Below are 14,200 nucleotides of genomic sequence, written 5' to 3'. Positions count from 1 at the left end.
CGGTGCCTGAAAAACGGGCATTTGCCCGATCTGCGGGCAGGGCGCGGGGCGGCCGCGCTTTACGCCGGGGGCGCTGCGGCGGCAGATCGCTGCATGAGCCGCGCCCTGAAGATCCTGATCGTCGAGCCCGAGCGCGACCGCGCGCTGCAGATCGTCGATTCGCTGAAGGCTGCGGGCGAGACCGACATCCACGTCGTCGCCGAGCCCTCGAGCCTGGCGCGCCAGATCCGCCTGCGCAGCCCCGACGTGGTGCTGATCGACATGGAGAACCCCTCCCGCGACACGCTCGAGGAGCTGGCCCTGGCCTCGGACCCGCTGGAGCGCCCGGTGGCGATGTTCGTGGACCGCTCCGAGGCGGGGCTGTCGGCGGCGGCGATCGAGGCCGGGGTCTCGGCCTACGTGGTCGACGGCATGGAGCCGCGCCGGGTCAAGCCGGTGCTCGACGCCGCCATCGCCCGGTTCCGGATGTTCCAGCGCATGCGCACCGAGCTGGCCGAGACCAAGCGCGCGCTCGAGGAGCGCAAGGTGATCGACCGCGCCAAGGGACTCCTGATGCGGGCCCGCGGCATCGACGAGGACGCCGCCTACGCGCTGCTGCGGCGCACCGCGATGGACCAGAACCGGCGCATCGCCGAGGTCGCGCAGGCGTTGGTCACCGCAGCGAGCCTTCTGGGATGAGGGGGCGGCGCCTCCGCGCGGGCTTCATCGCCTTGGTCGACGCGGCGCCGCTGATCGTGGCGCGCGAACTGGGGTTCGCCGAGGAGGAGGGGCTGGATCTCGACCTCGTGCGCGCCCCGAGCTGGTCGGCGCTGCGCGACATGCTCTGCGCGGGCCGGGTCGAGGCGGCGCACATGCTGGCACCGCTGCCGGTGGCCACCGCCCTCGGCCTTGGCGGCGGCACGGCGCCGCTCGAGGCGCTGTCGGTGCTGTCGGTCAACGGCACGGTGATCGGCGTGGCGCAGCCCCTGGCGGAGCGGCTGGCCGATCAGGGCCACGGCTTCGGCTTCGACGACGCCGCGGCGGCGGGCCGGGGGCTGATCGCCGCCGCCGGGCCGGCGCCGCTGCGCGTCGGCGTGCCGTTTCCCTTCTCGATGCATGCTGAGCTGGTGCTCTACTGGCTCGCCGCGCTGGGCCTCGACTGCGCGGCGCGGCTGGTCCTGCGCACCATCCCGCCGCCGCTGATGCCCGAGGCGATCCGCGCCGGCGAGATCGATGCCTTCTGCGTCGGCGAGCCCTGGGGCAGCCGGGTGGTCGATCTCGATCTCGGCGCGCTGCTGCTGCCCGGCGCGGCGATCTGGTCCTTCGCCCCCGAGAAGGTGCTGGCGGTGCGGCAGGGCTGGGCCGCCGAGGATCCGGATCTGCGTGGACGGCTGATCCGCGCGGCATGGCGCGCCGGGCGCTGGCTGGCGCAGCCCGACGCGGCGGGGCTCGCGGCAGAGCTTCTGGCCCGGCCCGACCGGCTCGACGTGGCGCCCGACATCGTCGAGCGGGCGCTCGCCGGACAGCTCCTGGTGACGCCGCGCGGGGCCGAGCGGCGGGTGCCGCGCTTCCTCGAATTCCATGCCGGCGCGGCGGCCTTTCCGTGGCGCAGCCAGGCCGACTGGATCGGCGCGCGGCTGGCCCGCCGGGCCGGGCTCGATGCGGACGCGGCGCGCGCCGCCGCCCGGGCGGTGTTCCGCAGCGACCATTACCGCGCCGCTCTGTCCGGGACCGGCGCCGACCTGCCGCTGGCCTCGGACCGAATCGAGGGCGGATTGGCCGCCGACGCCGCCGCCGGGTCGCGCTACGGCCGGCTGATCCTCTGCCGCGACGCCTTCTTCGACGGCGCCCGCTTCGCGCCGCTATCCGCAGAGCGCCCAAGTTTGAGGCAGTGACGCCGCGCGATGCGGCAGTGCAGCGAAATGCGCGCCGGGCACCGCCGCAAGGGCTTTCCAGACCCCGCTCCGGGGTCCCATAACGAGGGCAACGGCCGGCAACGGAGCCGCCGCGATCCAAGTTCCCAGCGTTCGGGAAGATGAGCACAGCCGCTCGACCCTCTGCCGCCCCGGCAGATGGAGTCAGCGGCTTTTTGCGTTCGGACCGACCCCGCGCGGGCGTCCAGAAGGACAGGATGACAGCAATGCGACGACTTCTCTTTGGCCTCGCCGCCGCCACCGCCCTCACCAGCCCGGCCATGGCCGAGATGCTGGCCCTCGAAAAGGACGAGCTGACCTTCGGCTTCATCAAGCTCACCGACATGGCGCCGCTCGCGGTGGCCTACGAGCAGGGCTACTTCCTCGACGAGGGGCTTTTCGTGACGCTGGAGGCGCAGGCCAACTGGAAGGTGCTGCTCGACGGCGTCATCGACGGCCAGCTCGACGGCGCCCACATGCTGGCAGGCCAGCCGCTGGCGGCGACCATCGGCTACGGCACCGAGGCGCATATCGTCACGCCGTTCTCGATGGACCTCAACGGCAACGGCATCACCGTGTCGAACGAGGTCTGGGAGATGATGAAGCCGAACATCCCGGCCGGCGCCGACGGACGGCCGCAGCACCCGATCTCGGCCGCGGCGCTGGCGCCGGTGGTCGAGAGCTTCCGCGCCGAGGGCAAGGCCTTCAACATGGGCATGGTCTTCCCGGTCTCGACCCACAATTACGAGCTGCGCTACTGGCTCGCCGCCGGCGGGCTCAACCCGGGCTTCTACGGCGACGGCGACGCCACCGGCCAGATCGGCGCCGATGTCTTCCTGTCGGTCACCCCGCCGCCGCAGATGCCGGCGACGCTCGAGGCCGGCACCATCCACGGCTATTGCGTCGGCGAGCCGTGGAACCAGCAGGCGGTGTTCAAGGGCATCGGCGTGCCGGTGATCACCGACTACGAGATCTGGAAGAACAACCCGGAAAAGGTGTTCGGCCTGACCGCCGCCTTCACCGAAGAGAACCCCAACACCACCCTGGCGATCACCAAGGCGCTGATCCGCGCCGCCATCTGGCTCGACGAGAACGACAACGCCAACCGCGAGGACGCGGTCGAGATCCTCGCCCGTCCCGAATATGTCGGCGCCGATGCCGAGGTGATCGCCAACTCGATGACCGGCACCTTCGAATACGAGAAGGGCGACGTCCGCGAGGTGCCCGACTTCAACGTGTTCTTCCGCTACAACGCCACCTACCCGTTCTATTCCGACGCGGTCTGGTACCTGACCCAGATGCGCCGCTGGGGCCAGATCGCCGAGGCCCGGCCGGACAGCTGGTACGACGAGGTCGCGCGCTCGGTCTACAAGCCCGGGATCTATCTCGAGGCGGCGCGCATGCTGGTCGACGAGGGCCTGGCCGAGGCCGCCGACTTCCCCTGGGACAGCGACGGCTACAAGGCCCCGACGCCCGCCGCCGACATCATCGACGGCGTGGTCTATGACGGCCGCCAACCCAACGCCTATCTCGACAGCCTCGGGATCGGCCTGAAGGGCGGCCAGACCGTCGTCGGAGGTCAGGTGCAGGGGTGAGGCGCGCCCGGAGACGGCTCCGGTGGAGCCGTCCCGGCGCCGAACGCCCGCTCCGCAAGGATCGGGCCGACCCGAAGGGAGGCGCGCGCCGCCTCCGGCGCCCGACACCTCCCGACCCCCCGCAAGCTGAAACGGGATGGCGGGCGGGGCGTCGCTCCGCAAGGAGCGCGCGTCGTCCGACAGACCCAGCCAGAGAGATCCGATCATGACCGCCATCGACCCCACCCAGATCCAGTCCGAGGCCCGCGCCCGGCGCCGCGCCGTCTGGTTCACCCGCATCAACCGTGCCGACGCCTGGCTCGGCGTCCTCGGCCTGGGCTGGCTGACGCCGATCCTCAAGGCCGCCGCCGGCGACAATCCCCGCGCCCAGGCCCGGGAGGCCTGGCGCCTCGCCGGCGTGCCGCTCCTGGCCATCCTGGGCTTCCTCGCGCTCTGGACCCTGCTGGCCCCGCAGGTGCAGACCTCGCTCGGCGCCGTGCCCGGCCCGGCCCAGGTCTGGTCCGAGGCCCTGGGCCTGCACGAGGACGCGGTGCGCACCGGCGCCCAGCGCGAGAAGTTCGAGGCGATGCTGGCGGCGCGCAACGAGAAGCTGATCGCCGCCGGCCGCGCCGACGAGGTCAAGACCGTCGCCTATACCGGCGCGCCGTCCTACTACCAGCAGATCGCGACCTCGATCCGCACCGTGTTCTTCGGCTTCCTGATCGCCACCGCGGTGGCGGTGCCGCTGGGCATCCTCGCCGGGCTGTCGCGCACCGCCAATGCCGCGCTCAACCCGATCATCCAGATCTTCAAGCCGGTCAGCCCGCTGGCCTGGCTGCCGATCGTCACGATGATCGTCTCGGCGGTCTACGTCACCAATGACGGGATGTTCGAGAAGTCCTTCCTGGTCTCGGCGATCACCGTCACCCTGTGCTCGCTCTGGCCGACGCTGATCAACACCGCGCTCGGCGTGGCGCAGGTCGACCGCGACCTCGCCAACGTCTCCAAGGTGCTGAAGATGTCGACCCGGGCGAAGATCGCCAAGCTGGTCCTGCCCTCGGCGCTGCCCTTGATCTTCACCGGTCTGCGGCTGTCGCTGGGCGTGGGCTGGATGGTGCTGATCGCGGCCGAGATGCTGGCCCAGAACCCCGGCCTCGGCAAGTTCGTCTGGGACGAGTTCCAGAACGGCTCTTCCTCCAGCCTCGCGCGGATCATGGTCGCGGTCTTCACCATCGGCCTGATCGGCTTCCTCCTCGACCGGCTGATGTTCGCGATCCAGGCCGCCTTCACCTTCTCCAACCAGCGGTGAGTGCCATGGCCATCCTGTCCTTCGACACCGTCTCCAAATCCTTCGGCGAAGGCACCGAGGCGACCCCGGTGCTGACCGACATCGATCTCGACGTGGCCGAGGGCGAGTTCCTCGTGCTGCTCGGCTTCTCGGGCACCGGCAAGACCACCCTGATCAACCTGATGGCCGGGCTCGAGGCGCCGACCGCCGGCGCGGTCCGCTACCGCGGCCGGCCGGTGACCGGGCCGGGCCCGGAGCGCGGGGTGATCTTCCAGAACTACGCGCTGATGCCCTGGCTCACGGTGACCGGCAATGTGCGGCTCGCGGTCGACGCCGTCTTCCCGGCGATGCCGGCCGCCGAGAAGGCCGCCAAGGTGGCGCATTACGTCGACATGGTGGGCTTGGGCCACGCCGCCACGCGCCGCCCGGCGGAGCTCTCGGGCGGCATGCGCCAGCGCGTCAACGTCGCCCGCGCGCTCGCCATGGACCCCGAGATGCTGCTCCTCGACGAGCCGCTCTCGGCGCTCGACGCGCTGACCCGCGCCAACCTCGCCGACGAGATCGAGCGCATCTGGCTGGCCGACAAGAAGACCTGCGTGCTGATCACCAACGATGTCGACGAGGCGATCCTCCTGGCCGACCGGATCATCGCCCTGACCCCCGAGGGCCGGCTCGGCCGCGAATTCCCGGTGCGCATGGCGCGGCCGCGCGACCGCGGCGCGATGAACACCGATCCGGCCTTCCAGGCGCTGCGCGGCGAGGTCACCAAATACCTGATGGAGGTCGGCATCGCCGCCAAGGTCGAGGAGACCCGCAAGCTGCCCGGGATCACCCCGATCCACGGGTTGCCCACCGCGCAGGCCAAGGCCACCGAGGGCATGATCGAGGACCGCTTCCTCGACTTCTCGCAGCTCCACAAGGTCTACCCGACGCCCAAGGGCCCGCTCACCGTGGTCGAGGATTTCGACCTCAAGGTGAAGCGCGGCGAGTTCATCTCCTTGATCGGCCATTCCGGCTGCGGCAAGTCCACCGTGCTGACCATGGCGGCGGGGCTCAACGACATCAGCGAGGGCGCGATCAAGCTCGACGGCCGCCATGTCGAGGGCGCCGATCCGGAGCGCGCGGTGGTGTTCCAGTCGCCCTCGCTGTTCCCGTGGCTCACCGCCAAGGAGAACGTCGCGGTGGGCGTCGACCGGGTCTATCCCCGGGCCAGCCGGGCCGAGCGGCAGGAGGTGGTGGAATACTACCTCGAACGCGTCGGCCTCGCCGATGCCATGGACCGCCCGGCGCAGTCGCTGTCGAACGGCATGAAGCAGCGCGTCGGCATCGCCCGGGCCTTCGCGCTTAGCCCCAAGCTGCTCTTGCTCGACGAGCCCTTCGGCATGCTCGACAGCCTGACCCGCTGGGAGCTGCAGGAGGTGCTGATGGAGGTCTGGTCGCGCACCAAGGTGACGGCGATCTGCGTCACCCACGATGTCGACGAGGCGATCCTGCTGGCCGACCGGGTGGTGATGATGACCAACGGCCCGCAGGCCACGATCGGGCGCATCGTCGATGTCGACCTGCCGCGGCCGCGGACCCGCGGCGCCATGCTCGCGCATCCCGACTACTACGCCTACCGGCAGGACATCCTCGATTTCCTCGAGGAATACGAACACGGGGCGCGTCCGAAGACGCCGCGTCCGTCACCGCAAGCCATCGCGGCGGAGTGAAGCCCATGACCCAATCCCTTGTCATCATCGGCGCCGGCATGGCCTCGGGCCGGGTGATCGAGCATCTGCGCGAGACCGCGCCGGACGCCTACGACATCACCCTGTTCAACGCCGAGCCGCGCGGCAATTACAACCGCATCATGCTCTCGCCGGTGCTCTCGGGCGAGAAGAGCTATGCCGAGATCGTCACCCATGACGACGACTGGTACGCCGCGAACGGCGTCACCTGCCGCTTCGGCGAGCATGTCACCGCCATCGACCGCACCCGCAAGGTGGTGGTCGGCCAGCACGGCGAAGTGGCCTACGACAAGCTGCTGATCGCCACCGGCTCGGCGCCGTTCATCATCCCGGTCCCCGGACACGACCTGCCGGGCGTGCTGGCCTATCGCGACCTCGACGACACCGAGGCGATGATCGCGGCGGCGGCCCGCGGCGGCCGCGCCGTGGTCATCGGCGGCGGCCTTCTGGGGCTCGAGGCGGCGGCGGGCCTCGCCGGGCGCGGCATGGAGGTCACCGTGCTGCACCTGATGGGCCACCTGATGGAGCGCCAGCTCGACCCCGCTGCCGGCTACCTGCTGCGCCGCGACCTGGAAAAGCGCGGCATCACGGTGAAGACCAAGGCCTCGACCAAGGCGATCCTCGGCGAGCACCGCGCGGAAGCCGTGCTGCTCGAGGATGGCGAGACGCTGGGCGCCGATCTGGTGGTGATGGCGGTGGGCATCCGCCCCGAGACCCGGCTGGCCACCGATGCCGGGCTCGAGGTCGCGCGCGGCATCGAGGTCGACGGCGCCATGCGGACCTCCGATCCGGACATCCTCGCGGTCGGCGAATGCGTGGAGTTCGACGGCCAGCTCTTCGGCCTCGTCGCCCCGCTCTACGACCAGGCCAAGGTGGTGGCGGCGACGCTCGCCGGCGAGGCCGCGGCCTTCGCGCCCAAGGAGCTGTCGACCAAGCTCAAGGTCACCGGCTGCGACCTGTTCTCGGCCGGCGACTTCGCCGAGGGCGAGGGCCGCGAGGACATCGTCTTCCGCGACCCGGCGCGCGGCGTCTACAAGCGGCTGGTGCTGGAGGGCGACCGGCTGGTCGGCGCCGTGATGTACGGCGACACCGCCGATGGCAACTGGTTCTTCGGCCTGATCAAGGACGCCACCCCGGTGGCCGAGATGCGCGACACGCTGATCTTCGGACCGGCCTATCAGGGAGGGTCCGCCCAGGACCCTTTGGCCGCCGTTGCAGCCTTGCCGGCTGACGCAGAAATCTGCGGCTGCAACGGCGTCTGCAAGGGCCGGATCGTCGAGGCCATCGGCGCCGGCGCCACCACGCTCGACGCGGTGAAGGCGCAGACCAAGGCCTCGGCCTCCTGCGGCACCTGCACCGGGCTGGTGGAACAGGTTCTGGCGGTGACGCTGGGCGACGATTTCGTCATGCCCACGGCCAAGCCGGTCTGCGGCTGCACCGATCTCACCCACGAGGACGTGCGCCGGCTGATCAAAGCCCAAGAACTGAAATCGCAGGAGGCGGTCTGGCAGGAGCTCGGCTGGTCGACTCCCAACGGCTGCCATGTCTGCCGCCCGGCGGTGAACTTCTACCTGCTGGCCGACTGGCCGCTGGACTACCAGGACGACCCGCAGAGCCGCTTCGTCAACGAGCGCAACCACGCCAACATCCAGAAGGACGGCACCTACAGCGTGATGCCGCGGATGTGGGGCGGCATGACCACCGCCGACGAGCTGCGCGCCATCGCCGATGCCGCCGACCGCTACGGCGCCGTGGTCAAGGTGACCGGCGGCCAGCGCATCGACCTTCTGGGCGTCAGGAAGGAGGACCTGCCGGCGATCTGGGCCGACCTCAACGGCGCCGGCATGGTCTCGGGCCACGCCTATACCAAGGGCCTGCGGACGGTGAAGACCTGCGTCGGCTCGGACTGGTGCCGCTTCGGCACGCAGGATTCGACCGGGCTCGGCATCAAGCTGGAAAAGATCCTCTGGGGCTCGTGGACGCCGCACAAGGTCAAGCTCGGGGTCTCCGGCTGCCCGCGCAACTGCGCCGAGGCGACCTGCAAGGATGTCGGCATCGTCTGCGTCGATTCGGGCTACCAGATCGGCGTCGGCGGCGCCGCCGGCATGGACGTGAAGGAGGTCGAGCGGCTGGCAGACGTCGCCACCGAGGCAGAGGCGATCGAGGTCGTCACCGCCTTCGTGCAGCTCTACCGCGAACACGCCAAGTATCTCGACCGGCCCTACAAGTGGCTCGCCAAGGTCGGGCTCGACTGGGTCCGGGCGCGGGTCGTCGACGATGCCACGGAGCGGGCCGCCCTCGTCGCCCGCTTCGAGATCTCGCAATCCGTCTACCGCAAGGATCCGTGGGCGGAGCACGCGCAACCCGGCAAGTGCGAGCGCTTCGCGGCCCTGGCCGATTTCACCCTGGAGGCAGCAGAATGACCTGGTCCGATCTCGGCGCGCTCGACGCCATCCCGGTGCGCGGCACGCGGCTGGTCAAGACCCGCGCCGGCTGCATCGGCCTGTTCCGCACCGGCGAGGCGGAGGTCTTCGCCATGACCAATGCCTGCCCGCACAAGGGCGGGCCGCTCTCCGAGGGCATCGTGCACGGCCGCCGCGTCACCTGCCCGCTGCACAACATGGTCTTCGACCTGGAGACCGGCGAGGCGCAGGGCCCCGACGAGGGCCGCGTCCAGACCTGGCCGGTCCGCATCGAGGCCGGTCGCGTGCTCATCGACCTCACGGGGCGGGTGGCCGCGGCCGCCTGACCCGACACTCCGTTCACAAGCAGGGAATTTTCATCATGTCCTACGTCACGCCCGAGGATTTCGCCCGGAAGATGGTCGATGCCGGCGAGGCCAAGGTGAAGCTGTCCACCAAGGACACGCTGATCCGCGCCTACATGGCCGGCGCCATCCTCGCCCTCGCCGCGGCCTTTGCCGTCACCATCGCCGTCAACACCGGCAACTTCCTGATCGGCGCGCTGCTCTTTCCCGTGGGCTTCTGCACCCTCTACCTGCTGGGCTTCGACCTGCTGACCGGGGTCTTCACGCTGGTGCCGCTGGCGCTGCTCGACAAGCGCCGCGGCGTCACGGTGAAGTCGATGCTGCGCAACTGGGGGCTCGTCTTCCTCGGCAATTTCGGCGGCGCCTTCACGGTGGCGGTGTTCATGGCGATCATCTTCACCACCGGCTTCAGCCACGCGCCCAACGCGGTGGGCCAGCAGCTCGGCGTGATCGGCGAGAGCCGCACCGTGGGCTATGCCGAGGCCGGCGCGGCGGGCATGCTGACGCTCTTCGTGCGGGCGGTGATGTGCAACTGGATGGTGTCGACCGGCGTCGTCGCGGCGATGATGTCGACCTCGGTCTCGGGCAAGATCATGGCGATGTGGATGCCGATCCTGATCTTCTTCTACCTCGGCTTCGAGCATTCCATCGTCAACATGTTCCTCTTCCCCTCGGGGCTGATGCTGGGCGGCGCCTTCACCTGGGCCGATTACATCTTCTGGAACGAGCTGCCGACGGTGATCGGCAACCTGGTGGGCGGGCTGACCTTCGTCGGCGCGATGATCTACGGCACCCATTACCGCCGCGACCCCGCCGCCGCCGTCTCGCCGGTCTCCGACCAGGGCGGGATGCAAGACGCGCCGCTGCACCCCGCCGAGTGACCGCCGCCCGGCGCCCGCACGGGGCGCCGGCTCCTCCCCCATCGCGCCGCATGGACAGGCGTCGTGACCGCCAGCCGCTCCCGCGCCGCCCTCCCGGCAGCGCCCGCGCGACGGCCACGACACTCTGCCGGCCCCGGCATCGCAGACCCCGGTAAGAAGGCCCCCGACATGGACGAGATCCGCTCCACCTGTCCCTATTGCGGCGTCGGCTGCGGCGTGCTGCTGCGCTCCGACGGGGCGGGCGGGCTCGCCGTCCGGGGCGATCCCGATCATCCGGCGAACCGCGGCCGGCTCTGTTCCAAGGGCACCGCGCTGGGCGAGACGCTGGGCCTGGGCCACCGCCTCCTGGCGCCGCGCATCGGCGGCCGCGAGGTGGCCTGGGACGCCGCGCTCGACCGCGTCGCCGGGACGTTCTCCGACACCATCGCCAGGCACGGCCCCGACAGCGTCGCCTTCTACGTCTCCGGGCAGATGCTGACCGAGGATTACTACGTCGCCAACAAGCTGATGAAGGGCTTCATCGGCTCGGCCAACATCGACACCAATTCGCGGCTCTGCATGGCCTCCACGGTGGCCGGGCACCGCCGCGCCTTCGGCACCGACACGGTGCCCGGCACCTACGAGGATCTCGACGAGGCCGACCTGGTGGTGCTGGTGGGCTCCAACCTCGCCTGGTGCCACCCGATCCTGCACCGCCGGGTGCTGGAGGCCAAGGCGCGCCGCGGCACCCGCATCGTGGTCGTCGATCCGCGCCGCACCGCGACCTGCGACGGCGCCGACCTGCACCTGCCGCTGCAGATCGGCTCCGACGTGGCGCTGTTCAACACGCTCCTGGCCGAGATCGCGCGCTCCGGCGCGCTCGACCGCGCCTATCTCGACCGGGTCGACGGGCTGGAGGCGGCGCTGGAAGCCGCCGAGGCCGCCGATCTGTCTCCCACCGGGCTCGACCCCGATACGGTCGCCGAGTTCTGCCGTCTCTGGATTGGCACCGAACGGGTGGTCACGGTGTTCAGCCAGGGCGTCAACCAGTCGACCAGCGGCTCCGACAAGGTCAACGCCATCCTCAACTGCCACCTCGCCACCGGCCGCGTCGGCCGGCCCGGCTGCGGCCCGTTCTCGGTCACCGGCCAGCCCAACGCCATGGGCGGGCGCGAGGTCGGCGGTCTGGCCAACATGCTGGCCTGCCACATGGCGCTGGAAAACCCCGCCCACCGCGCCGCGGTGCAGGGCTTCTGGGATGCCCCGGCGATGCCCGAGGCGGCGGGCCTGAAGGCGGTGGAGATGTTCCGCGCCATCGCCGAGGGCCGCATCAAGGCGCTCTGGGTGATCCATGCCAACCCCGCCGTGACCCTGCCCGAGGCCGACGCGGTGCGCGACGCCATCGCCGCGTGCCCGTTCACCGTGGTCTCCGACATCACCGCCGCCACCGACACGGCGCGGCTGGCCCATGTGCTGCTGCCCGCCGCCGCCTGGGGCGAGAAGGACGGCACGGTGACCAATTCCGACCGCACCATCAGCCGCCAGCGCGCCGCCCTGCCGGCGCCCGGTCAGGCGCGGCCCGACTGGGCGATCCTCGCCGAGGTCGGCCGCCGCATGGGCTGGGCCCGGGCCTTCGACTATGCCGGCCCGGCCGAGATCTTCCGCGAGCACGCGGCTTTGTCGGGGATCGCCGGCGGCTTCGGGCTCGATTTCGACATTTCCGGCCTGGCGCAGATCTCCGACGCCGCCTATGCCGAGCTCGCCCCCACGCGCTGGCCGGTGGCGGCGCGGCAGGGCGGCCGGTTCTTCGCCGACGGCCGGTCGTTCCATGCCGATGGGCGGCTGCGGATGGTCCCGGTGCGCCACCGCCCGCCCGCCGCCAGGCGCGCGCCGCGCTTCCCGTTCCGGCTCAATACCGGGCGCATCCGCGACCAGTGGCACACCATGACGCGCTCCGGCCTCGCGCCGCGGCTCAACGGCCACCTGGCCGAGCCCTTCGTCGAGATCCATCCCGGCGATGCCCGCCGCCTCGGCATCCGGCCCGACCACCTGGTGACGCTGACCAGTCCCACCGGCCGTGCCATCCTCCGGGCCTGGATCACCGACCGGGTGCAGCCCGGCTGCGTCTTCGCGCCGATCCACTGGAGCGGCGAGACCGCCTCGGCGGCGCGCATCGACGCGCTGGTGGCGGGCGCCACCGATCCGGTCTCCGGCCAGCCCGAGAGCAAGGCCGGGGTCTGCGCCGTGGCGCCCTTCGACGCCGCCTGGTACGGCTTCGCGGTGGCGCGGGGGCCGATGCGTCCCGAGGCGGAATACTGGGCCCGGGCGCGCACCGCGGCGGGCGAGCGCATGGAACTGGCCGGGACGGCGCCGCCGGCGAATTGGGAGGCCTGGGCGCGCCGGCTCTTCGACCTGCCCGACGCCGCGGCGCAGATTGTCCTCGACCGCGGCCGCGGCGCCGCGCGCATCGCCTTCTTCGCCGACGGCCGCCTGCTGGCCGCGCTCTTCGCCGGGCCCGAGCCGCTGGCCCTGACCCGCGACCACCTGGCCGACCTGCCGGGGCAGGCCGCGCCGCACGCGCTGAGCGGCCGGGCGCCGGCCGACCGCCCCGATCCCGGCCCGACGCTCTGCGCCTGTTTCGGCATCGGCGTGAACACCATCCTGACCGCCATCGAGAGCGACGGTCTCGTCAGCGTCGAGACGGTGGGCCGGGCGCTTGCGGCGGGCACCAATTGCGGCTCCTGCCGGCCCGAGATCGCGGCGCTCCTGGCGCGCAGCGCGCCGCGCGCCGCGGCGGAATAGGGGAGGGGGGCGATGCAGAGCTTTCCGATGTTCATCCGCACCACCGGGCGCCGGGTGGTGATCGCGGGCGGCGGCGAACAGGCGGCGCAGAAGGCGCGACTGCTGGCCCGCACCGATGCCCGGCTGGTGCTGGCGGCGCCGGATCTCTGCCCGGAACTCGCGGCCCTCGTGGCCACGGGGCGGGCGGAGCGGCACCGCGGCCCGGTCGCGCCGGCGCTCTTCGAGGGCGCCGCCATGGTCTTCGTGGCGACCGGCTGCCCGGGGCTCGACGCGGCGCTGCACGCGCTGGCGCGGGCGGCGGGCGCGCCGGTCAACGTGGTCGACCAGCCGGCGCTCTGCGATCTCACCACGCCCTCCATCGTCGACCGCGATCCGGTCGTCGTGGCGATCGGCACCGAGGGCACGGCGCCGGTCCTGGGGCGCCGCATCAAGACCGATATCGAGGCGCTCCTGCCGCCGGACCTCGGCGGGCTGGCGGCGCTGGCCGGGGCCCTGCGCGGCACGGTGGCGCGGCAGGTGCCGCGGCCGGCGCGCCGGGCGTTCTGGGCCTGGGCCTTCGGGGGCACTCCGCGCGCGCTCTGGCGCCGTGGCGACCGGCGGGGGGCCGAAGCGGCGCTGCGCGCCGCGGCAGCGGCCGGCGGCGCCCCGGGGGAGGCATGCGGCGGCCGCCTCGTCCTGGTGGCGGCGCCGGCGGCGGCCGACCTGCTCACCCTGCGGGCGGTGCAGCGGCTGCAGGAGGCCGATCTGGTGCTGAGCGAGGCCGGCTGCGCCCCCGGCCTGCTGGAGCTGGCGCGGCGCGATGCCGAGCGCCAGACGGTGCCGCCCGGCGCCGCGGGCCGCGCGGCGACGCTGGCGCCGCTGCGGGCCGGTCTGCGGGTGGTCCGGCTGCTCGGCCCCGGCGCAATCGCCGCCGGCACGGCGGCGCGCCTCGCCCGCGCCGCGGCGGCGGAAGGGCTCGAGTGCGAGGTGCTGCCGGGCGCGGGGCCCAGGACGGGCGCTTCAGCCGCCGGAGCGGGCGGCCTTCTCGGCGAGGCCCGAGCGGCCCTGCCGGCGCTCTAGCTCGGCCATCACCCGCGAGAGCGGCACGTCGCGGGCGCGCAGCATCACCAGCAGGTGGAAGAGCACGTCGGCGGCCTCGGAGGCGAGCCGCTCGGGGTCGCCGCGCACCGCCTCGATCACCGCCTCGACGGCCTCCTCGCCGAACTTCTCGGCGCATTTCTCCGGCCCCTTGGCGAGCAGCGTGGCGGTCCAGCTCTCGCCCGGATCGGCGGGGGGGGGGGGGGGCGA

General features: G+C 72.0%; 11 protein-coding genes. 10 read left to right on the top strand and 1 reads right to left on the bottom strand.

All coding sequences use genetic code 11. The annotated features are described in order from the left end of the window. The first annotated feature begins 93 nt into the window (after positions 1-93). The 10 genes from ACXYMW_RS13690 (at position 94) to ACXYMW_RS13645 (ending at position 13,972) form a co-directional block, all read left to right on the top strand. Entirely contained in the window at positions 94-678 is a 585-nt protein-coding gene (locus tag ACXYMW_RS13690) for an ANTAR domain-containing response regulator (RefSeq protein WP_459035888.1), read from the top strand. Continuing rightward, on the top strand, positions 675-1,874 hold the full coding sequence (locus tag ACXYMW_RS13685) for a CmpA/NrtA family ABC transporter substrate-binding protein (protein ID WP_459035887.1): 1,200 nt from the start codon (positions 675-677) through the stop codon (positions 1,872-1,874). Before ACXYMW_RS13690 ends, ACXYMW_RS13685 begins: the two co-directional genes overlap by 4 nt. Positions 1,875-2,119: 245 nt before the next feature. After that, on the top strand, positions 2,120-3,487 hold the full coding sequence (locus ACXYMW_RS13680; protein ID WP_459035886.1) for a CmpA/NrtA family ABC transporter substrate-binding protein: 1,368 nt from the start codon (positions 2,120-2,122) through the stop codon (positions 3,485-3,487). Between the two features lie 205 nt (positions 3,488-3,692). Continuing rightward, positions 3,693-4,775 carry an ABC transporter permease gene (locus ACXYMW_RS13675; RefSeq protein WP_459035885.1) on the top strand — a complete coding sequence of 361 codons (1,083 nt, stop codon included), beginning with the start codon at positions 3,693-3,695 and terminating at the stop codon, positions 4,773-4,775. Positions 4,776-4,780: 5 nt separating this feature from the next. Then, complete coding sequence (locus ACXYMW_RS13670; protein ID WP_459035884.1) at positions 4,781-6,466, top strand: ABC transporter ATP-binding protein; 1,686 nt, start codon at positions 4,781-4,783, stop codon at positions 6,464-6,466. 5 nt (positions 6,467-6,471) lie between these two features. Next, positions 6,472-8,907, top strand: coding sequence for a nitrite reductase large subunit NirB (gene nirB, locus ACXYMW_RS13665; protein WP_459035883.1), 2,436 nt, complete (start codon positions 6,472-6,474; stop codon positions 8,905-8,907). Beyond that, positions 8,904-9,233: a nitrite reductase small subunit NirD gene (gene nirD, locus ACXYMW_RS13660; RefSeq protein WP_459035882.1), complete on the top strand. Its 330-nt coding sequence runs from the start codon at positions 8,904-8,906 to the stop codon at positions 9,231-9,233. The genes nirB and nirD overlap by 4 nt, the downstream gene beginning before the upstream one ends. A 35-nt stretch (positions 9,234-9,268) precedes the next feature. Then, positions 9,269-10,132, top strand: a complete 864-nt coding sequence (locus ACXYMW_RS13655; protein WP_459035881.1) for a formate/nitrite transporter family protein — start codon at positions 9,269-9,271, stop codon at positions 10,130-10,132. 168 nt (positions 10,133-10,300) lie between these two features. Next, positions 10,301-12,913 (top strand): molybdopterin-dependent oxidoreductase, encoded by a 2,613-nt coding sequence (locus ACXYMW_RS13650; protein ID WP_459035880.1) that lies wholly within the window; start codon positions 10,301-10,303, stop codon positions 12,911-12,913. A 12-nt stretch (positions 12,914-12,925) separates the two neighbouring features. Beyond that, complete coding sequence (locus tag ACXYMW_RS13645; RefSeq protein ID WP_459035879.1) at positions 12,926-13,972, top strand: precorrin-2 dehydrogenase/sirohydrochlorin ferrochelatase family protein; 1,047 nt, start codon at positions 12,926-12,928, stop codon at positions 13,970-13,972. On the opposite strand, the gene ACXYMW_RS13640 is transcribed toward ACXYMW_RS13645, so the two are convergent. Then, positions 13,913-14,200, bottom strand: a 288-nt coding sequence (locus ACXYMW_RS13640; protein WP_459035878.1) for a phosphoribosyl-ATP diphosphatase, incomplete at its 5' end; no start/stop codon positions are given. The genes ACXYMW_RS13645 and ACXYMW_RS13640 overlap by 60 nt on opposite strands.

This window comes from Roseivivax sp. CAU 1761 (assembly GCF_054482755.1).
This window is presented reverse-complemented; position numbering and strand designations above follow the sequence as displayed.

Excerpts from the sequence above, each read along its gene's own strand:
- ACXYMW_RS13690 (WP_459035888.1), top strand. The coding sequence starts at position 94 with ATGAGCCGCGCCCTGAAGATCCTGATCGTCGAGCCCGAGCGCGACCGC.
- ACXYMW_RS13685 (WP_459035887.1), top strand. The coding sequence starts at position 675 with ATGAGGGGGCGGCGCCTCCGCGCGGGCTTCATCGCCTTGGTCGACGCG.
- ACXYMW_RS13680 (WP_459035886.1), top strand. The coding sequence starts at position 2,120 with ATGCGACGACTTCTCTTTGGCCTCGCCGCCGCCACCGCCCTCACCAGC.
- ACXYMW_RS13675 (WP_459035885.1), top strand. The coding sequence starts at position 3,693 with ATGACCGCCATCGACCCCACCCAGATCCAGTCCGAGGCCCGCGCCCGG.
- ACXYMW_RS13670 (WP_459035884.1), top strand. The coding sequence starts at position 4,781 with ATGGCCATCCTGTCCTTCGACACCGTCTCCAAATCCTTCGGCGAAGGC.
- nirB (WP_459035883.1), top strand. The coding sequence starts at position 6,472 with ATGACCCAATCCCTTGTCATCATCGGCGCCGGCATGGCCTCGGGCCGG.
- nirD (WP_459035882.1), top strand. The coding sequence starts at position 8,904 with ATGACCTGGTCCGATCTCGGCGCGCTCGACGCCATCCCGGTGCGCGGC.
- ACXYMW_RS13655 (WP_459035881.1), top strand. The coding sequence starts at position 9,269 with ATGTCCTACGTCACGCCCGAGGATTTCGCCCGGAAGATGGTCGATGCC.
- ACXYMW_RS13650 (WP_459035880.1), top strand. The coding sequence starts at position 10,301 with ATGGACGAGATCCGCTCCACCTGTCCCTATTGCGGCGTCGGCTGCGGC.
- ACXYMW_RS13645 (WP_459035879.1), top strand. The coding sequence starts at position 12,926 with ATGCAGAGCTTTCCGATGTTCATCCGCACCACCGGGCGCCGGGTGGTG.